General features: G+C 69.4%; 15 protein-coding genes. 5 read left to right on the plus strand and 10 right to left on the minus strand.

All coding sequences use genetic code 11. The features are described from left to right. Nucleotides 1-95: 95 nt before the first annotated feature. Nucleotides 96-575, plus strand: coding sequence for a hypothetical protein (locus HJD23_RS18680; protein ID WP_171109772.1), 480 nt, complete (start codon nucleotides 96-98; stop codon nucleotides 573-575). 23 nt (nucleotides 576-598) lie between these two features. On the opposite strand, the gene clpB is transcribed toward HJD23_RS18680, so the two are convergent. After that, nucleotides 599-3,199: an ATP-dependent chaperone ClpB gene (gene clpB, locus HJD23_RS18685; RefSeq protein ID WP_171109773.1), complete on the minus strand. Its 2,601-nt coding sequence runs from the start codon at nucleotides 3,197-3,199 to the stop codon at nucleotides 599-601. A 295-nt stretch (nucleotides 3,200-3,494) separates the two neighbouring features. Beyond that, on the minus strand, nucleotides 3,495-3,830 hold the full coding sequence (locus tag HJD23_RS18690) for a hypothetical protein (protein ID WP_171109774.1): 336 nt from the start codon (nucleotides 3,828-3,830) through the stop codon (nucleotides 3,495-3,497). 303 nt (nucleotides 3,831-4,133) lie between these two features. On the opposite strand from HJD23_RS18690, the gene HJD23_RS18695 reads away from it, so the two are divergent. Continuing rightward, nucleotides 4,134-5,147, plus strand: coding sequence for a helix-turn-helix transcriptional regulator (locus HJD23_RS18695; protein WP_171109775.1), 1,014 nt, complete (start codon nucleotides 4,134-4,136; stop codon nucleotides 5,145-5,147). 73 nt (nucleotides 5,148-5,220) lie between these two features. On the opposite strand, the gene HJD23_RS18700 is transcribed toward HJD23_RS18695, so the two are convergent. The 7 genes from HJD23_RS18700 to HJD23_RS18730 all read right to left on the minus strand — a co-directional run bounded on the left by HJD23_RS18700 (nucleotide 5,221) and on the right by HJD23_RS18730 (nucleotide 13,204). Next, complete coding sequence (locus tag HJD23_RS18700) at nucleotides 5,221-6,255, minus strand: LuxR C-terminal-related transcriptional regulator (RefSeq protein ID WP_171109776.1); 1,035 nt, start codon at nucleotides 6,253-6,255, stop codon at nucleotides 5,221-5,223. Nucleotides 6,256-6,593: 338 nt separating this feature from the next. Further along, nucleotides 6,594-7,703 carry a substrate-binding domain-containing protein gene (locus HJD23_RS18705; RefSeq protein WP_171109777.1) on the minus strand — a complete coding sequence of 370 codons (1,110 nt, stop codon included), beginning with the start codon at nucleotides 7,701-7,703 and terminating at the stop codon, nucleotides 6,594-6,596. Between the two features lie 213 nt (nucleotides 7,704-7,916). Next, the gene (locus HJD23_RS18710; protein WP_171111614.1) at nucleotides 7,917-8,375 is read right to left on the minus strand and encodes a helix-turn-helix domain-containing protein; all 459 of its coding nucleotides are present in this window, start codon (nucleotides 8,373-8,375) and stop codon (nucleotides 7,917-7,919) included. An 8-nt stretch (nucleotides 8,376-8,383) separates the two neighbouring features. Next, nucleotides 8,384-9,562 carry a molecular chaperone DnaJ gene (dnaJ, locus tag HJD23_RS18715; protein WP_171109778.1) on the minus strand — a complete coding sequence of 393 codons (1,179 nt, stop codon included), beginning with the start codon at nucleotides 9,560-9,562 and terminating at the stop codon, nucleotides 8,384-8,386. Between the two features lie 33 nt (nucleotides 9,563-9,595). Further along, entirely contained in the window at nucleotides 9,596-10,246 is a 651-nt protein-coding gene (grpE, locus tag HJD23_RS18720; protein ID WP_171109779.1) for a nucleotide exchange factor GrpE, read from the minus strand. Then, nucleotides 10,243-12,081 (minus strand): molecular chaperone DnaK, encoded by a 1,839-nt coding sequence (gene dnaK / locus HJD23_RS18725; RefSeq protein WP_171109780.1) that lies wholly within the window; start codon nucleotides 12,079-12,081, stop codon nucleotides 10,243-10,245. The genes grpE and dnaK overlap by 4 nt, the downstream gene beginning before the upstream one ends. Before the next feature lie 94 nt (nucleotides 12,082-12,175). Beyond that, nucleotides 12,176-13,204, minus strand: coding sequence for an MraY family glycosyltransferase (locus HJD23_RS18730; protein ID WP_171109781.1), 1,029 nt, complete (start codon nucleotides 13,202-13,204; stop codon nucleotides 12,176-12,178). Between the two features lie 183 nt (nucleotides 13,205-13,387). On the opposite strand from HJD23_RS18730, the gene HJD23_RS18735 reads away from it, so the two are divergent. From HJD23_RS18735 to HJD23_RS18745, 3 genes are all read left to right on the plus strand, one after another. Next, nucleotides 13,388-15,655: a heterodisulfide reductase-related iron-sulfur binding cluster gene (locus HJD23_RS18735; RefSeq protein WP_171109782.1), complete on the plus strand. Its 2,268-nt coding sequence runs from the start codon at nucleotides 13,388-13,390 to the stop codon at nucleotides 15,653-15,655. 188 nt (nucleotides 15,656-15,843) lie between these two features. After that, nucleotides 15,844-16,779 (plus strand): ABC transporter ATP-binding protein, encoded by a 936-nt coding sequence (locus tag HJD23_RS18740; RefSeq protein ID WP_171109783.1) that lies wholly within the window; start codon nucleotides 15,844-15,846, stop codon nucleotides 16,777-16,779. Continuing rightward, nucleotides 16,776-17,789, plus strand: a complete 1,014-nt coding sequence (locus HJD23_RS18745) for an ABC transporter (protein WP_171109784.1) — start codon at nucleotides 16,776-16,778, stop codon at nucleotides 17,787-17,789. Before HJD23_RS18740 ends, HJD23_RS18745 begins: the two co-directional genes overlap by 4 nt. 33 nt (nucleotides 17,790-17,822) lie before the next feature. On the opposite strand, the gene HJD23_RS18750 is transcribed toward HJD23_RS18745, so the two are convergent. Beyond that, the gene (locus HJD23_RS18750; RefSeq protein ID WP_171109785.1) at nucleotides 17,823-18,872 is read right to left on the minus strand and encodes an iron-siderophore ABC transporter substrate-binding protein; all 1,050 of its coding nucleotides are present in this window, start codon (nucleotides 18,870-18,872) and stop codon (nucleotides 17,823-17,825) included. Between the last annotated feature and the right edge of the window lie 21 nt (nucleotides 18,873-18,893).

An 18,893-nucleotide genomic window follows, 5' to 3' on the forward strand; every position in this document is an offset into this window, starting at 1 on the left:
GCGGGGAGGGGGGTGGCAAGTCCCGAAGGGTCCTGTCGGCGATCGGCCGGCATGATCTGGCCGGTCGGGGGGAGGCCCGTACAGGGGTGGGTTTCATGAACGACGGTCGGCGGGGGCGGAGCCGGTGGGGCCTGGTGGCGGCGCTCGCCGCGGTGCCGGTGCTGATCCTGGGTCTCTTCGGCTGGATGGTGGTGTCCGCCGCGGTGTCGGACGACTTCCTGGGCGGCGGCCCCGAGGAGGTGCCCTGTGCCGAGGCGCTGGCCTTCGGCGGGGCCCGGCTGCCGCAGGGCGCGCAGCAGGTCGGCGCGTGCGAGGTCATGGCCTGGCAGGACACGCACTACAGCGCCGAGTTCCGGATGCCCCGCGCTCAGGTGCGGGACTGGCTGGCGGACACCTATCCGTACGCACCCGAGCCGGACACCGAGTACTGCTTCGACGACGCGGATCTCTGTCTGGAGCTGGACTTCGCCATGGAGCACTCCGATCCGGAGGTGGCGGCCCACGCCGTGCAGGTGTACGTGACGTACGAGGGCACCGACACCGCGCGCGTCCGCTTCTCCGCGTTCACGGTGTGAAGCGGACGCGCGACGGAGTGTCCCTACAGCGTCTTGCCGGTCGTCGCCGGGCCCACGATCAGCCCGTCCCCGAAGGTGTCCACCCGGACCGTGTCGCCGTCCTTGATCTCGCCGGAGAGGATCTCCTTGGCGAGCCGGTCGCCGATCGCGGTCTGGACCAGGCGGCGCAGCGGGCGGGCGCCGTACGCCGGGTCCATGCCCTCGTCGGCGAGCCAGGTGAGGGCCTCGTCGGTGATCTCCAGGGTCAGGCGGCGTTCGGCGAGGCGCTTGGCCAGCCGGTCGATCTGGAGCCGGGCGATCCGGCTCAGCTCGTCCTTGTTCAGCGCGGAGAAGACGACCAGGTCGTCGAGCCGGTTGAGGAATTCCGGCTTGAAGGAGGCACGGACCACCTCCAGCACCTGCTCCTTCTTCTCCTCCTCGCTGGAGATCGGATCCACCAGGAACTGGCTGCCCAGGTTGGAGGTCAGCACCAGGATGGCGTTGCGGAAGTCGACCGTCCGCCCCTGACCGTCCGTCAGCCGCCCGTCGTCGAGCACCTGGAGCAGGATGTCGAAGACCTCCGGGTGCGCCTTCTCGACCTCGTCCAGGAGTACGACGCTGTACGGCCGGCGCCGCACCGCCTCCGTCAGCTGGCCGCCCTCCTCGTAGCCGACGTACCCGGGCGGGGCGCCGACGAGCCGGGCGACGCTGTGCTTCTCGCTGTACTCGCTCATGTCGATGCGGACCATGGCCCGCTCGTCGTCGAAGAGGAAGTCGGCGAGCGCCTTGGCGAGTTCGGTCTTGCCGACGCCCGTCGGACCGAGGAACAGGAAGGAGCCGGTGGGCCGGTCCGGGTCGGCGATGCCCGCGCGGGAGCGTCGTACGGCGTCGGACACCGCGCGCACGGCCTCGGTCTGCCCGATGAGCCGCTTGCCGATCTCGTCCTCCATCCGCAGCAGCTTCTGCGTCTCGCCCTCCAGCAGCCGCCCTGCCGGGATGCCGGTCCAGGAGGCGACGACGTCCGCGATGTCGTCGGAGCCGACCTCCTCCTTGACCATGGTGTCCTTGGCGACCTCCTCCTCGGCCTCGGAAGCGGCCTCCAGGTCCCGCTCCACGGCCGGGATCTCGCCGTACAGCAGCTTGGAGGCGGTGTCGAAGTCGCCGTCGCGCTGGGCGCGTTCGGCCTGGCCGCGCAGTTCGTCGAGCTTCTCCTTCAGCTCGCCGACCCGGTTGAGGGACTGCTTCTCCTTCTCCCAGCGGGCGTTGAGGCCGCGCAGCTCCTCCTCCTTGTCGGCGAGGTCGCGGCGCAGCTTCTCCAGGCGCTCGCGGGAGGCCGCGTCGGTCTCCTTGCCGATCGCCAGCTCCTCCATCTTCAACCGGTCGACGGCACGCTGGAGTTCGTCGATCTCGACGGGCGAGGAGTCGATCTCCATACGGAGCCGGGAGGCGGCCTCGTCGACCAGGTCGATGGCCTTGTCGGGCAGGAAGCGGGAGGTGATGTACCGGTCGGACAGGGTCGCGGCCGCGACCAGCGCGCTGTCCGCGATCTGCACCTTGTGGTGGGCCTCGTAGCGCCCCTTGAGTCCGCGCAGGATGGCGATGGTGTCCTCGACGCTGGGCTCGGCGACCAGCACCTGCTGGAAGCGGCGTTCCAGCGCCGGGTCCTTCTCGATCCGCTCGCGGTACTCGTCGAGGGTGGTGGCACCGACCATGCGCAGCTCACCGCGGGCCAGCATGGGCTTGAGCATGTTGCCCGCGTCCATGGCCGAATCGCCGCCGGCGCCGGCGCCCACGACGGTGTGCAGCTCGTCGATGAAGGTGATGATCTGCCCGTCGGAGTCCTTGATCTCGGCGAGCACGGTCTTCAGCCGCTCCTCGAACTCACCGCGGTACTTCGCCCCGGCGACCATGGCGCCGAGGTCGAGCGCGACGAGCCGCTTGTTGCGCAGGGACTCGGGCACGTCGCCCTTGACGATCCGCTGGGCGAGCCCCTCGACGACGGCGGTCTTGCCGACGCCGGGCTCACCGATCAGCACGGGGTTGTTCTTGGTGCGGCGGGACAGGACCTGCACGACCCGCCGGATCTCCTGGTCCCGCCCGATGACCGGGTCGAGCTTGCCCTCGCGGGCGGCGGCGGTGAAGTCGGTCCCGAACTTCTCCAGGGCCTTGTACGACCCTTCCGGGTCGGCGGTGGTCACCCGGCGTCCGCCGCGCGCCTTGCGGAAGGCGTCCAGCAGCTTCTTGGCGTCGGCGCCCTGCCGGGTCAGCACCTCGCCGGCCGCGCCGCCCTTCGCGGCGATGCCGATCAGCAGGTGCTCGGTGGAGACGTACTCGTCACCGAGGTCCTGGGCCCTGGCCTGGGCGTCGGCGATCACGGCGAGCAGCTCGCGGTTGGGCTGCGGGGGCGCGACGGTGGAGCCGGTCACGCTGGGCAGCTGGGCGAGGACCTTCTCCGCACCGGCGCGTACGGCGGCCTGATCGGCGTCGACGGCGGCCAGCAGGTCAATGATGTTCTCGTTGTCCTGCCCCTGGAGCAGAGCGAGGAGCAGGTGAGCGGGGGTCAGGTCGGGGTGCCCCTCGGTCACGGCCCGGTTACCGGCCGCGTTGATCGCGTCCCGGCTCCGGTTGGTCAGCTCGGCGTCCACGTGTCCGTTCTCCTCCTTGCGTGAGCCACTGACTCAGGCAACGTGCATAAAGTTGAGTCTATTCCACTCAAGGGTGAGGGTGGGGAACGACCCAAGGTCTCTCTGTAGTACCCGGAGGAAGCATGGAACGCGCCATCGACGACGGGCGACCCTTTTCGGCCACACTCGAACGCACGTCCGATAGGCCGTGATAGCGGGAAATATCCCGCAAAAACTGCAGCGGCGTCACCGTGTTCAGGTCACGGTGACGCCGCTGCGAAGCACCTGAGCGATCTGTTACGACGGGGGAATCGCGTCAGGCACTGCGGGGGGTGGCCGAGATGGTCATGGGGTCGGAGGTCTCCGGTTCCACCATCCGATGGTCTCGCTGATCCAGGTTCACGAAGATCATCCCGTACCGGATGGCACACCGCACGGGCTGCGGCGCCCCCCGAGGCCGCCGCAGACACCGGTACGCCCGCACGTCGTCGTCCTCGTCGCGGGTGACGACGACGGGCTCACCGAAGACGGTCACCATCAACGAGTCACCGCTGTGGGGGATGGCGGTGGCCAGGTCGATGAAGTGCCAGCCGGATCGGTAGGCGGTGGCCATTTCTCTACGGAAGGAGCGGTCGTCGGGTGGAGTGCTCATGCTCCGCCCTCCTCCACGGCACCCGTCAGCCCACTGTCGCCAGCGACCGCAGGCACCCCGGTCCAGCCGGTGTCCGCACGAACGCTGGTCCAGCCTGTGTCCAGCGGAGCGGCCTCGGCGTGCCCCGCGTCAAGGGCACCGAAGGTCGCTACGGCGGAGAAGACCGCGGCAAGCACTGAGCCAAGCAATCTCGCTCGCATAGTCGGCTTCGTCCTCACTCGATGGTTTCCTCTCCCCCGCGACACAAGACGATGGCTCATTCAGGCACGTCAATGCCACAGGAGCGGTGCATCATGTTCCTGCATGTTCAGGACCCTGGGGGGTGGAGCTTTGCCCACAAAAGACGCACAACCGACACATCCCCACACGCTCACCGCCCTGTGCGACGAAGGGGCACGGCTCTACGCGACCGCTTTGCGCTCCGGACGCATCAATCGGATGGATGTAGAACCCGCCGCCCCTTGTCTGCTGGAATTCGCGCTTCTGCACCCGGATCCGGACGACGCGAACTGGCTCCGCCCCGTACCGCCGTCCGTCGCCCTCGCGCAACGGCTGCACCCGCTGGAACGGGAGATCCAGGACCGTCGGCGCCAGGCGATCGAGCTGGCCGATTCCTTCGATCCGTTCATCGCGATCAGTACCCAGAATCCGGGCAGCATCCATGCGATCACGGTCTTGGAGGGGTTCGACCGCATCAACGCGGCACTCGACTCCGCCACGGCGGAGTGCGAGCGCGAGGTGCTGACGATCCAGCCCGGCGGCGGCCGTCCCGTGGACGCCCTGGCCCAGGCACTCAAGCGCGACCGCCCCCTGACCGACCGGGGGGTCATCTTCCGCACCCTGTACCAGCACACCGCCCGGCACAGTCAGGGAACCCTCGCGTACGTCGAGCGGATGCCCCGCGGCAACGTCCAGGTGCGCACGCTCGAAGAGCTCGTGGAACGCCTCATCCTCTTCGACAACACCGTGGCGTTCATACCCGCCAGCGACGACCGGAGCGTGGCCCTGGAGCTGCGGCACCCCGGGCTGGTCACCTATCTGCGCAAGGTCTTCGAGCAGCTGTGGCAGCGCGCGGTCCCGCTGACCGAGGAACTGCCCAACGAGGTCTCCTCCGACGGCATCACGGGCGTGCAGCGCTCCATAGCGAAACTCCTCATCGAGGGCCACGTCGACGAGGCGATCGCCCGCCGGCTGGGCATGAACGTCCGCACCTGCCGCGCCCACATAGCCAAGCTGGCGGCCGCTCTGGGCAGCGGCAGCCGGGCCCAGCTCGGCTACCTCATAGCGCAGTCGGGAATTCTGGAGCGGGATCACTGAACGCAGAGCCGATGACCTCATGACCTCATGGCCTCATGGCCTCATGGCCTCATCGCCTCATGGCCTCATGGCCTCATCGGGCAGTCCGGGATCCTTGCTCAGGAAGGGTGAGTTCGGCGGCGGCGAGGGGACGGGCGGGGCCGTCGAGGCCGACCTGGGCTATGCGTACGCCCAACTGCGTGCGGCTCGCCGCCCCGAGCGTCTCGGAGAGGCGGGCGATGTGGGCCCGGCAGGTGCGGACGCTGATGCCGAGGCGCTCCGCGATCACCGCGTCCTGGTGCCCCTCCGCGAGCAGCGCCGCGATCGACTGCTCCCGGTGGGAGATGCCCTCGATGCCCGTGTCGGGGAGGGGGGCGGTGAGCGGGATCGCCAGGCGCCAGAGGCGTTCGAAGACCGTCACCAGGTACTCCACCAGCCCCGGGTGACGCAGCTCCAGGGCCATCGTGCGGTCGGCGTTCGCGGGGATGAAGGCGACCGTGCGGTCGAAGAGGATCAGGCGGTCGATGACCTCGTCCAGGGTCCGGGCCTCGACCGCGTCGCCCATCAACTCCAGGTAGTTCAGCAGCCCCTGGCCGTGCCGGGCCACATGGTTGTACAGGTCGCGCATCCGCACGCCCCGCCCCCGCAGCGCCAGCGCCCGGTGCAGGCCCTCCGACAGTTCGTGCTCGCGGCGGATGCCCCCGGGCTGCACGGTGAGCACCTCGGTGGTGCACGCCGCCGTCGCCTCGTCCAGCGCCGCCTGGATGCGCGAGGGCCCGTCCAGCACCCGGATGGCCATGCCCTCGGAGGAGGCGGACGCCGGGCCGCCCAGACCGGCGTACCACTCGAAGGCCGCCACCGCCGAGCCCACCCGCCGCTGGCTGGCGCTGATCTCGTCGTACACGCCGCGCAGCAGCCGGGTCATGACCTCCTGCGGAGAGGTCGGCACCAGCCAGTCCATGTCGTCGGGGTCGGGGTGCAGCAGGGCGAGTTCCAGCAGACACGGCACCGGTTCCGCGTCCCGGCGCGGCACACGGCCCCGCCGTACGGCCCGGGAATACACACGATCCCCGGCCTCGCACAGTCGGTCAGCACCATGCGGATGCTCGTCCGTCCCGTGCCCGGCCATGGCCCATTCCACCCCCGGTTCCAGCCTCTTCCGCAGCGCAACTATGCGCGGACCGGACCTGCTCCGCAACACGGCTCCCTCCCGGGTGACCGTGGGAAACCACTGGTATGGCCGGATTCCTCCCTACCCCCGCCCGTCACATTGCAACAAGCTGACGGTGGTGTACGCCTCCGGAGTACCCGCCCGGAAGAATGACCGGAAGATTGACCGAAGGGGAACGCCCGAAGGGGAACGGCCGAAAGGGAACGGCCGAAGCGGAACGACCGAAGGGGCGGCACGCTGCGAGCGCGCACACCCCTTCACCCGTGCCGGGAACCGGCGACCGTTACTTGAGCCCGTTACTTGAGCCCGATCGCCGCGCAGGCGTCCTTGTACTCGGCCGTGCAGATCTCCGACACCTTGTAGATGCCGTCCGCGACCACCGTGTCCTTGATGTTCTCCCGGGTCAGCGCCACCACCGACACCAGCTGGGCCGGGATGCCCTTGTCCGTCGGGCTGTCCACCCGGTCGCGGGCGAGGGCGTCGAACTGGATGTCCTTGCCCTGCACCTTGGCCACGGCCATCTCGGCGGCGACCTCGGCCTCCTGCGGGTAGGACTTGTAGACGCTCATGTACTGCTCACCGGCGATGATCCGCTGCACCGCGTCGAGTTCGGCGTCCTGCCCGGTGATCGGCGGCAGCTTGGTCACCCCGGCCGCCTCCAGAGCCTTGACGATGCCGCCGGCCATGCCGTCGTTGGCGGAGTAGACGGCGGCGATGTTGTCCTTGCCGATCTGCTCGATCGCCTGGGCCATGTTGGCCTCGGCGTTCTCCGGCTTCCAGTCCTTGGTGTCGAAGGACTGAGCGATCGTCACCTTGCCGTTCAGCTCGGACAGCGCGCCCTGCTTGAACTGCTTGGCGTTCGGGTCGGTGGGCGAGCCGTTCATCATGACGATCTTGTCGGAGCTGTCGATGTCGCTGCCCAGCGCATCGAGGAGGGAGCGGCCCTGCACCTCGCCGACGAGTTCGTTGTCGAAGGAGATGTACGCGTCGATGGGACCCTCGGCGAGCCGGTCGTAGGCGATGACCGGGATGCCCGCGTCCTTGGCCTTCTTCACCCCGTCCGCGATGGCGTGCGCGTCGACGGCGTCCAGCAGGATGACGTCGACCTGCTCGTCGATCATCTGCTGCAACTGACTGGCCTGCTTGTTCGCGTCCGCGTCGGCGTTGGCGTACTGGACCTTGCCCTGGTTCTCGGTGAGCGCGGCCACCCGCTCCTTGATGATCGGGTAGTCGAACTTGTCGTACCGCGTGTTCGCCGTCTCGGGCAGCAGCAGGCCGACGGTGATGTCGTTGCCCTTGGTGGGGCTCGCGTCGCTGCTGTCGCCCGTCGCCCCCAGTACGCCACAGCCTGCCAGCGACAGGGACAACGACGATGCGACCACGGACATGGCGATACGACGACGCATGGAGGAGCCCACTTCTGCTGCTTACCGTCAGGCGGCCGCGACACCGCGGCCCGGATGACTGAAAAGCCAACGCGTCGGCGCCCCCCAGCGTCAAGGGAAACTACTTAACGAGATAGCAACATCACGTTCCGCTTAGGCCGTGAACACACGGCGAAACAGCCTCCCGAGACCTTTACGACCCCTCCACCGAGGGGGAGATGAGGTCGTTGTGCGTCAGTCGCCCTGCTGCTGCCGCTTCGGCCGCCACACCACCAGCGCGCTGGTCTGCTGCACCTCCTGATACGGCACCAGGTCGCGCCGGTAGGAGGCGTGCACGGCGGCCTCGCGCTGCTGCATCGCCGCCGCCGCGCCGTCCAGCGCGGCCTGCAGCTCCGCGACGCGGGACTGCAGTGCCGCGACCTGGTTCTCCAGTTCGATGATGCGTTTGATGCCGGCCAGGTTGATGCCCTCGTCCTGCGACAACTGCTGCACCTGGCGGAGCAGCTCGATGTCCCGGGCCGAGTAGCGGCGGCCGCGGCCGGCCGTGCGGTCCGGAGACACCAGCCCCAGGCGGTCGTACTGGCGCAGCGTCTGCGGGTGCAGGCCGGACAGCTGGGCCGCCACCGAGATGACGTAGACCGGGGTCTCCTCGGTCAGCTCATACGGGTTGCGTCGACGGCCGTTGGTGTCCATGGCTTGACTCATGCTCCCTTCGCGGCCTGGAACAGCTCCGCCCGCGGATCCTCGCCCGCGGTCGCCTCGCGATACGCCTGAAGCGCGTCACGAGCCTTCCCCGTCAGGTCCTTCGGGACACTCACCTCGACGGTGACCAGCAGATCGCCGCGCGTGCCGTCCTTGCGGACCGCGCCCTTGCCCCGGGCCCGCATGGTGCGTCCGTTGGGCGTGCCGGGCGGCAGCTTCAGGGTGACCGGTGGGCCGCCCAGGGTGGGCACCCGCACCTCGCCGCCGAGGGCCGCCTCCGTGAAGGTCACGGGGACCGTCACCGTGAGGTTGTCGCCCTTGCGGCCGAACACCGGGTGGGCGTCGACGTGCACGACGACGTACAGATCGCCCGCCGGACCGCCCCGCTCGCCCGGTGCGCCCTTGCCCCGCAGGCGGATGCGCTGGCCGTCCGACACCCCGGCGGGGATGCGCACCTGCATGGTGCGGGACGACTTCGCACGGCCGCTGCCCTTGCAGACCTCGCAGGGGTTCTCCGCGATCAGGCCGCGGCCCTTGCAGTCCGGGCACGGGTCGGTGAGGGAGAAGCCGCCGCCGGAGCCGCGCGCCACCTGGCCGGTGCCGACGCACGTCGGGCACACGCGCGGTGTGCCGTTGGCGTCGCCGGTGCCGGAGCAGGCCTTGCACGGCGCCTGCGAGGACATCCTGAGCGGGACCGTCGCGCCCTCGATCGCCTCGGTGAAGCTGAGGGTGACCTCGGACTCGATGTCCTGGCCGCGCCGCGGCTGGGTCCGGGTGCCGGTCGCGCCGCCCCGGTTGAACAGGCCCCCGAAGACGTCACCGAGTCCGCCGCCGAAGCCACCGCCCGCTCCCCCGCCCTGGGGGGCGCCTCCGAAGAGGTCGCCCAGGTCGAAGTTGAACGAGCCGCCGCCGGCGCCGGGGCCCGGACGGAAGCCACCGTTGCCGAACAGGGCGCGGGCCTCGTCGTACTCCTTGCGCTTCTTGGGGTCGCCGAGGACGTCGTTCGCCTCGGAGATCTCCTTGAAGCGTTCCTCGGCCTTGACGTTGCCCTTGTTGGCGTCCGGGTGGTACTCGCGGGCGAGCTTGCGGTACGCCTTCTTGATCTCGGCCTCGGTGGCGTCCTTGGGGACGCCGAGGACCTTGTAATAGTCCTTCTCGATGAAGTCCTTGGTGCTCATCCTCGACGTCCCTCCTTCCTCATCCGTTCAACGTCAGCCCTCGTCCGGGCCACCGTTCTCCTTGTCGTCGGCCTGCGTGTCGCTCTCCTCGGCGGGCTTCACGGTCTGCGCGCCCGGCTGGGGCTCGGCGACGGCCACCCGCGCGGGGCGGATGGTGCGCTCGCCGATGCGATACCCCGGCTGGAGGATCGCGACGCAGGTCGTCTCCGTGACGTCCGGCGCGTAGCTGTGCATCAGGGCCTCGTGGATCGTCGGGTCGAAGGGCTCGCCCTCCTTGCCGAACTGCTGCAGGCCCATCTTGGCCGCCACGGTCTCCAGCGACTCGGCGACGGACTTGAAGCCGCCGACCAGCTCACCGTGCTCCCGGGCCCGCCCGATGTCGTCGAGCACCGGCAGCAGCTCGGTCAGGAGGTTCGCGATGGCGATCTCCTTGACCGTGATCCGGTCCCGCTCCACGCGGCGGCGGTAGTTCTGGTACTCGGCCTGGAGCCGCTGGAGGTCCGCCGTGCGCTCACCGAGCGCCGTACGCACCTGGTCCAGCTGCGCCACCAGACCGGCGTTCTGGTTAACGTCCCCTGCCGGGGCCGTCCCCTCTTCCGGGGCGGCCTTCGGCTCGGCGTCGTCAGGGGTGGCGCCCGAGGGGACGTCGGGCTTCTCCTCGAAGCCCGGGGTCTCCTCCGTCACGCGGCACCGTCCTTGCGCTCGTCGTCCACGATCTCGGCGTCCACGACGTCGTCGTCGGCCTTGGGCTGCTCGGAAGCGCCGCCCGGGGCCGCCTGGGACGCCTGGGCGTCGGCGTACATGGCCTGGCCCAGCTTCTGGGACACGGCCGCGACCTTCTCCGTGGCGGAGCGGATCTCGGCGGTGTCCTCGCCCTTGAGCTTCTCCTTCAGCTCGGCGACGGCGTCCTCGACCTCGGTCTTGATCTCGCCGGGGACCTTGTCCTCGTTGTCCTTGAGGAACTTCTCGGTCTGGTAGACCAGCTGCTCGCCCTGGTTGCGGGTCTCGGCGGCCTCGCGGCGGCGGTGGTCCTCCTCCGCGTACTGCTCGGCCTCCTGGCGCATCCGGTCGACCTCGTCCTTCGGCAGCGAGGAGCCGCCGGTGACGGTCATCTTCTGCTCCTTGCCGGTGCCGAGGTCCTTCGCCGTGACGTGCATGATGCCGTTGGCGTCGATGTCGAAGGAGACCTCGATCTGCGGGACGCCGCGCGGCGCCGGGGGCAGACCGGTCAGCTCGAACATGCCGAGCTTCTTGTTGTAGGCCGCGATCTCGCGCTCGCCCTGGTAGACCTGGATCTGCACGGACGGCTGGTTGTCCTCGGCCGTGGTGAAGATCTCCGAGCGCTTGGTCGGGATGGTCGTGTTGCGCTCGATCAGCTTGGTCATGATGCCGCCCTTGGTCTCGATACCGAGGGACAGCGGGGTGACGTCGAGCAGCAGGACGTCCTTGACCTCACCCTTGAGGACACCGGCCTGGAGCGAGGCGCCGATGGCGACGACCTCGTCCGGGTTCACGCCCTTGTTGGCCTCCTTGCCGCCGGTCAGCTCCTTGACGAGCTCGGCGACGGCGGGCATACGGGTGGAGCCACCGACGAGGACGACGTGGTCGATCTCGTTGATGGAGACGCCGGCGTCCTTCATGACGTTGAAGAACGGGGTCTTGCAGCGCTCCAGCAGGTCGGCCGTCAGCTGCTGGAACTGAGCCCGGGTGAGCTTCTCGTCCAGGTGCAGCGGGCCCTCGGCGGAGGCGGTGATGTACGGCAGGTTGATCGAGGTCTCCGTCGAGGACGACAGCTCGATCTTCGCCTTCTCGGCGGCCTCGCGCAGGCGCTGCAGCGCCATCTTGTCCTTGCTCAGGTCCACGCCGTGGCCGGACTGGAACTGCTTGACCAGGTAGTCGACGATGCGCTGGTCCCAGTCGTCACCACCGAGGTGGTTGTCACCGTTGGTGGCCTTCACCTCGACCACGCCGTCGCCGATCTCCAGCAGCGAGACGTCGAACGTACCGCCACCGAGGTCGAAGACGAGGATGGTCTGGTCGTCCTTGTCGAGGCCGTACGCCAGGGCGGCGGCGGTCGGCTCGTTGACGATCCGGAGCACGTTCAGACCGGCGATCTCGCCGGCCTCCTTCGTGGCCTGGCGCTCGGCGTCGTTGAAGTACGCCGGGACGGTGATGACCGCGTCGGTGACCTTCTCGCCCAGGTAGGCCTCGGCGTCCCGCTTCAGCTTCTGCAGCACGAAGGCGCTGATCTGCTGCGGGTTGAAGGGCTTGCCGTCGAGCTCGATCTTCCAGTCGGTGCCCATGTGGCGCTTGACCGACCGGATGGTCCTGTCGACGTTGGTCACGGCCTGGCGCTTGGCCACCTCACCCACCAGCACCTCGCCGTTCTTGGCGAAGGCGACGACGGACGGCGTGGTCCTGGCGCCCTCGGCGTTGGTGATGACGGTGGGCTCGCCGCCCTCCAGAACGCTGACGACGGAGTTAGTCGTGCCCAGGTCGATGCCGACCGCACGTGCCATGGTTGATTCCTCCAGCTGACTTGAGTGGAACAGGCTCAAGTGTGCATGAGGACCGGGCCGGGGTCAACAGACCTGAGTCCAACCGACTCAACTCTTATCCGTTCCTTACACGCAACTGCCCTGTGACCTGCAAAGACGCAGGAGCACGCGTGGAGGTTGCCGTCAACCGACCGCCCGTTTTCACCCGCAGCAGTCCGAGCACGAGGATCAGCGCGGCGCCCGCCACGCCGAGCACGGCACCCGCGCCGGCCCACCCGGCGTGCACGAGGACACCGACGAGCGCGCCACCGAAGGCGAGGGCGCCCAGGACGACGGTCACGCCCTGCGGAGTGAGCCCCAGCCGCCGCAGCCGGTGCGCGAGATGGTCCGGCCCGGGCCGCCCGGTGAACCGCCGGGCCAGCACCACGATCAGGACGTCGGCGCTCGCCACGGCGGTGAACGCGAACAGTACGCCCGCGGAACTCCCGGGCGCGTACCCCGCGCGGGTCAGCACAAGCGCGGTGGCGAGCAGGAACCCGGTGAACAGCGACCCGCACGCGCCGAGCGCGATCCGCGCCGGGTGCCAGTTGTGCATCAGAAACCCGGTCAGCGCGGCCGCCAGCACGCTCAGCAGTACCGCGAGCCCGTCCATCACCTCGACCGCCGCGCACACCCCCACCCCGAAGGCGGTCACCACCCCCACCGTGCCCACCAGCGCGTCCGCGTGATCGAGCGCCCGGAAGGCCACGGCGGCGGCGGCGATCCACCCGACGGCCACCACCCCACCGGCCACACCGACGTCCTCGTACGGCACCACGCAGGCCGCCGCCACCGCCGTACCGCAGAACAGCACCCGGTCCCGCAGCCGCCACACATCCGCCACCAGTCCCAGCACGGCGACGGCCGCAGCGGCACCCAGGAGCCTGCCGACGCCGGAACCGAGCGGGGCGACGCCGGTCCACTCGCCGGTGCCCGCGACGGCGAGGGTGGTGAGCACCACGGCCACCCCGCCGAGCAGCGGGACGGGACGGCTGCGGCGGCGCCGGTCGAGCAGACCGAGCCGCAGGCCGAGGCCGCGGAACAGGGCCGCGAGCAGCGAGCCGAGGAAGAGGGCCGCGACGGCGGCGCCGATGCCGTAGAGCACGCTCTTAAATTAGGTGCGAATCTATCAATTTGGTACGAATAACACGTTCAGTTCCTGAGGCAACCCTCAGCGACCCAGATCACCTCATGCCTGGCTACAGTGCGACGAGGGATGCGGGTAGTCTCAGACGGACTGGGTAAGTTACCGCTTAGTAATCTCCCTCGCAGGCCCGAGGAGCCCCAAATGCAACTCGCCGCGATCATCGTGTCGCTGGTCCTGACCGTGGTCGGCGTTGCGCTGCTCGCACGCGCCGTCGGTCAGTTCGTCCGGTACTTCAAGCTCGGCCAGCCGGTGCCGGCCGGCAGCCGGACCGACAACCCCTACGCGCGCAGCGTGACGCTGGTGCGGGAGTTCCTCGGCCATACCCGGATGAACCGGTGGGGCATCGTCGGCATCGCCCACTGGTTCGTGGCGGTCGGCTTCCTGACGCTGCCGCCGACGCTCGCCCAGGCGTTCGGCCAGCTCTTCCAGGCCGACTGGACGCTGCCGGTCATCGGCGGGTTCCTGCCGTTCGAGATGTACATCGAGTTCATCGGCGCGATGACGATCCTGGGCATCGCCGTGCTCATCGTGATCCGCCTGCTGAGCCTGCCGTCGCGGGCGGGCCGCAAGTCCCGTTTCGCGGGCTCCAAGGCCGGCCAGGCGTACTTCGTCGAGTACGTCATCCTCACCATCGGCCTCGCGATCTACGTGCTGCGCGGCCTGGAGGGCGCGATCCACCACGTGGAGCACTACGAGGCCGCGTACTTCGCCTCGTACCCGCTGGTCCTCGCCTTCGAGAACCTGGACACGACAACCCTGCAGAACCTCGTCTACTTCACGGCGATGATCAAGATCGGGACGTCGTTCGTCTGGATGATCGTCGTCTCGCTCAACACCAACATGGGCGTGGCCTGGCACCGCTTCCTGGCCTTCCCCAACATCTGGTTCAAGCGCAACGCGACGGGTGAGACCGCGCTGGGCGCCCTGCAGCCCATGACGTCCGGCGGCAAGGCGATCGACTTCACCGACCCCGGCGAGGACGACGTCTTCGGTGTCTCGCAGGTCGAGCAGTTCTCCTGGAAGGGCCTGCTCGACTTCTCCACCTGCACCGAGTGCGGCCGCTGCCAGTCGCAGTGCCCCGCCTGGAACACCGGCAAGCCGCTCTCCCCCAAGCTGCTGATCATGTCCCTGCGCGACCACGCGCACGCCAAGGCGCCGTACCTGCTGGCGGGCGGCGGCAAGACGGTGGAGGGCGAGGAGAAGGCCTCCGAGGAGCAGCTCAAGGACGTCCCCGCGGCCGCCCTCGCGGAGGCCGAGCGTCCGCTGATCGGCACCGTCGAGGAGAACGGCGTCATCGACCCGGACGTGCTGTGGTCGTGCACCACGTGCGGTGCCTGTGTCGAGCAGTGCCCGGTGGACATCGAGCACGTCGACCACATCGTCGACATGCGCCGCTACCAGGTGATGATCGAGAGCGCCTTCCCGTCCGAGGCGGGCACGATGCTCAAGAACCTGGAGAAGAAGGGCAATCCCTGGGGCCTGGCCAAGAAGCAGCGCCTGGAGTGGCTCAAGGAGGTCGACTTCGAGGTCCCGGTCGTCGGCAAGGACATCGAGGACCTGTCCGAGGTCGAGTACCTGTACTGGGTCGGCTGCGCGGGTGCGCTGGAGGACCGCGCGAAGAAGACCACGAAGGCCTTCGCGGAGCTGCTGCACATCGCGGGCGTGAAGTTCGCGATCATGGGCGGGGACGAGAAGTGCACGGGTGACTCGGCGCGCCGCCTGGGCAACGAGCCGCTGTTCCAGGAACTCGGCATGGAGAACGTCGCGGCGCTGAACATGGCGTTCGGCGAGGACGACGAGGACCCGGCGACCAAGAAGCCCAAGTCGGCGAAGAAGATCGTCGCCACCTGCCCGCACTGCCTGAACACCCTCGGCAACGAGTACCCGCAGCTGGGCGGCGACTACGAGGTCATCCACCACACGCAGCTGCTGCAGCACCTGGTCGACGAGGGCAAGCTGGTCCCGGTGACGCCGGTCGAGGGCATCATCACGTACCACGACCCCTGCTACCTGGGCCGCCACAACAAGATCTACACGCCGCCGCGCGAGATCATCGCCAGCGTCCCGGGCATCCGCAACGAGGAGATGCACCGCCACAAGGAGCGCGGCTTCTGCTGTGGCGCCGGTGGTGCGCGGATGTGGATGGAGGAGCGGATCGGCAAGCGCATCAACAACGAGCGGGTGGACGAGGCCCTCTCCCTCAACCCCGACATCGTCTCGACGGCCTGCCCGTTCTGCCTCGTCATGCTGACCGACTCGGTCAACGGACGGAAGAACGAGGGGACGGCGAAGGAGTCCATCCAGGTCGTCGACGTGGCCCAGCTGCTGCTCGACTCCGTCAAGACGCCGGTGACGCCGGAGGGCTCGGCGGACGCGGAGAGCGAGGTTGAGCCGGAGCCGGTGAAGTAACCGGCCCCTGCCGCGGTTTGTGACGCCCCCTGTCCTTGACGGACGGGGGGCGTCGGTGTTTGTCGGCGATCGTCCCAGGAGTCCTCGTGGCGTTGACAGGATCCCGCGCGGCCCTCCATCATCATTTCACTACTTGATTAGTGGAATGATGATGGTGGCGGGGCAAGCCCTGCTGGGGGAGGAACACAGTGAGTGACGGTAGGTACGCCGGCGGGCCGGCGTTGGAGGCGGTGGGGCTCGGCAAGCGGTACCGGCGGGGCTGGGCGTTGCGGGACTGCTCGTTCCGGCTGCCGGCCGGGCGGATCTGCGGGCTGGTCGGGCCCAACGGGGCGGGGAAGACCACGCTGCTGGGGATCGCGGCGCATGTGCTGGAGCCGACGGAGGGCACGCTGAGCGTGTTCGGCGCGGCCCCGGGCTCCACGGAGGCCGGTCGTCGTACGGCGTTCCTGGCCCAGGACAAGCCGCTGTACCGGCGCTTCACGGTCGCCGAGACGCTGCGGCTGGGGCGGGAGCTGAACCCCGGCTGGGACCAGCGGGCCGCCGAGGACATCGTGCGGGCCGGCAACGTGCCGCTGGACGCCAGGGTCGGCACCCTCTCCGGCGGGCAGCGCACCCGCGTGGCCTTCGCGCTCACTTTCGGCAAGCGGCCCGATCTGCTGCTGCTGGACGAGCCGATGTCCGACCTCGACCCGGTCGTACGGCATGAACTCATGGGCACCCTCATGGCCGAGGCCGCCGAGCGCGGCACCACGGTGCTGATGTCCACCCACGTCCTCGCCGAGCTGGAGAGCGTCTGCGACTACCTCGTCGTCGTCGCGCAGGGCGGGGTGCGCCTCGCCGGTGACGTGGACGAGCTGCTGTACGCCCACACCCTGGTCACCGGTGCCCGCGACGGCGAGGGCCTGCCCGCGGACCTCGCGCATCACCCCGTCGTCGAATCGCGCACCGGCGGACGGCAGTTCAGCGCGCTCGTACGGCCGGAAGGACCGCTCGTCGGCCCATGGGAGACCGACAGCCCGACCATGGAGGAACTCCTGCTCGCGTACCTGCGCTCGACCGGGGCGCCACCTTTGATCACCCCCACCGCCGAGGTCCGGACCGGCACGCGGGCGGTGGCGGCATGAGCACCCTCACCGGCACCCCGGCCACGGCCGCGGAAACGACCGCAGCCACCCGGCGCCCCCGGCTCCGCGGCATGACCTGGCTCGTGTGGCGCCAGCACCGGGCCGCCTTCTGGACCGTCCTGGGCGCCACCGCACTCCTGGCGACGTGGATCCTCTACCAGCGCGGCCAGATGCTGGACTTCCTCGGCGACCAGGGCTGGCCCGGCAAGGACATCGCGGAATTCGACGAGAGGTTCGAGCCGTACGCCGCCGCCTTCAGCCCCGTCACCACCGCCCTGGGCGTGATCCCCGTCCTGCTCGGCGTCTTCGTCGGCGCCCCCCTGCTCGCGGGCGACCTGGAGCACGGGACCGCAAGGCTCGTCGCGACCCAGTCCCGCAGCCAGGTGCGCTGGCTGGCCACCAAGCTCGGTGTGACCGCACTGGTCGTCGTGGCGAGCACGGTGACCCTGGCCGTCGCCTTCGGCTCGTGGTGGGGACCGGTCAAGGACCAGACCAACGTCATGGACTGGACCTCCGGCCCCTCGTTCGACACCACGGGACCCGTTCCCGTCGCGCTGACCCTCTTCACGGTCGTCGGCGGTGTGGCGATCGGCCTGGTGCTCCGCCGCACGCTGGCGGCGATGGTGGTCACCTTCGGGTTCGCCGTCCTCGTCCAGGTCGTCTGGAGTGAGCTGCGGCCGGCGCTCGGCGACGTGGTCACGGTCACCACGCACAAGGGTGTCCTCGCGGAGGACGCGTTCCCCACGCTGCCCGACGCCGCGTACCAGATCGACCAGTCGTACGTCACCGGCAGCGGCGAGCTGCTCGGCTGGAGCACCTGCGCCCAGGAGGAGACCGAGCAGGCGCGTGAGCTGTGTCTGCAGCAGGCCGATGTGGTCGGCTGGTCGGTGGACTACCTGCCCATCTCCCAGATGACCGGCATGCAGTGGCTCGGCGCGGCCATCCTCCTGGCCCTGACGGCGGCGCTCACGGCGTTCCTCTTCCTGTGGGGCCGCAAACGCCTGGTCTGACCCTGCGTCCCCTGGACCGGTCCGTCCGTGCGGCTACTCGGTGAGGTGCTTCTCCAGGTCGGCGAGGACCTCGTCGGCGGCCATCACGCCGAGGCCGAGGTACCAGGTCTCGTCCGGAACGTCGTACGCGTGGCCGGACTTGACGGCGCCGAGGTTCTTCCACAGCGGGTTGCCCTGCGCCGTGGACTTGTCCGTGGCCTTCGGGTCGCCGTAGACGCCGGTGAAGATGTAGTCGGCGTCGGCCTGGTCGATGTTCTCGGCGCTGATCTCGGTGGCGAGGTCCTCGATGTCCTGGTTCTTCGGGCGCGGGATCTCGACGTCCTTCAGGATCGTGCCGATGAACGAGGCGTTCGCGTAGAGGCGGATCACGCCGTCGGGCAGGTAACGGACCATCGAGACGGTCGGCTTGTCCGCGCCGAGCTTCGCCTTCAGGGCCGCCACCTTCTCGTCGTACTCGGCCAGCCGCGCCTTCGCCTCCGCCGTCTTGTCCAGGGCGGCCGCGTTGAGGAGGTAGTTCTCCTTCCAGGTGAAGCCCGGGCGCAGGGAGAAGACGGTCGGCGCGATCTGCGACAGCTCGTCGTACTTGTCGGCCGCGCGCAGCTGGCTGCCGAGGATCAGGTCGGGTTTGAGCGCGGCGATGGCCTCCAGGTTGAGGTTGTTGATCGTGCCGACGTTCGCCGGGCTGCCCGCCTCCTTCTTCAGGTACGACGGCAGCTCGGGGGAGCCCTCGGTGGGGGCGAGACCGACCGGCTCGATGCCGAGCGACACCACGTTGTCGAGCTCGCCGACGTCGAGGACGACGACACGCTTGGGCTGGGCCTTGATCTCGGTCTCGCCCATGGCGTGCTCGACGGTCCGCGGCCACTCGCCCGGCTTGGCGTCGGTGCCCATCGCCGCGGTCTGCTCCGCCGCCTTGGAGAAGTCCTCGCCGCCCTGGGCGACCGCCTTCTTGTCGCCGGCTCCGGCGGAGGCACCCGCGGACGTCTCCTCCCCGCTGGAGGAGGAACCGCCGCAGGCCGTCAGCGAGAGCGCGGCGGCGAGGGCGAGGGCTGCGGCGGCGGTGCCGCGGCGGCTGGCAGACATGGGGACGCTCCCGTCGTACAA

Source organism: Streptomyces sp. Z423-1 (assembly GCF_013009255.1).
Taxonomy (GTDB): domain Bacteria; phylum Actinomycetota; class Actinomycetes; order Streptomycetales; family Streptomycetaceae; genus Streptomyces; species Streptomyces gossypiisoli.

What these genes read in the sequence shown, in the direction of transcription:
- dnaJ (WP_171109778.1), bottom strand. Translation starts at nt 9,562, where the DNA reads ATGAGCACCAAGGACTTCATCGAGAAGGACTATTACAAGGTCCTCGGC.
- HJD23_RS18700 (WP_171109776.1), bottom strand. Translation starts at nt 6,255, where the DNA reads ATGGCCGGGCACGGGACGGACGAGCATCCGCATGGTGCTGACCGACTG.
- HJD23_RS18680 (WP_171109772.1), top strand. Translation starts at nt 96, where the DNA reads ATGAACGACGGTCGGCGGGGGCGGAGCCGGTGGGGCCTGGTGGCGGCG.
- HJD23_RS18735 (WP_171109782.1), top strand. Translation starts at nt 13,388, where the DNA reads ATGCAACTCGCCGCGATCATCGTGTCGCTGGTCCTGACCGTGGTCGGC.
- HJD23_RS18690 (WP_171109774.1), bottom strand. Translation starts at nt 3,830, where the DNA reads ATGAGCACTCCACCCGACGACCGCTCCTTCCGTAGAGAAATGGCCACC.
- HJD23_RS18745 (WP_171109784.1), top strand. Translation starts at nt 16,776, where the DNA reads ATGAGCACCCTCACCGGCACCCCGGCCACGGCCGCGGAAACGACCGCA.
- dnaK (WP_171109780.1), bottom strand. Translation starts at nt 12,081, where the DNA reads ATGGCACGTGCGGTCGGCATCGACCTGGGCACGACTAACTCCGTCGTC.
- HJD23_RS18710 (WP_171111614.1), bottom strand. Translation starts at nt 8,375, where the DNA reads ATGGACACCAACGGCCGTCGACGCAACCCGTATGAGCTGACCGAGGAG.
- HJD23_RS18750 (WP_171109785.1), bottom strand. Translation starts at nt 18,872, where the DNA reads ATGTCTGCCAGCCGCCGCGGCACCGCCGCCGCAGCCCTCGCCCTCGCC.
- HJD23_RS18705 (WP_171109777.1), bottom strand. Translation starts at nt 7,703, where the DNA reads ATGCGTCGTCGTATCGCCATGTCCGTGGTCGCATCGTCGTTGTCCCTG.
- HJD23_RS18695 (WP_171109775.1), top strand. Translation starts at nt 4,134, where the DNA reads ATGTTCAGGACCCTGGGGGGTGGAGCTTTGCCCACAAAAGACGCACAA.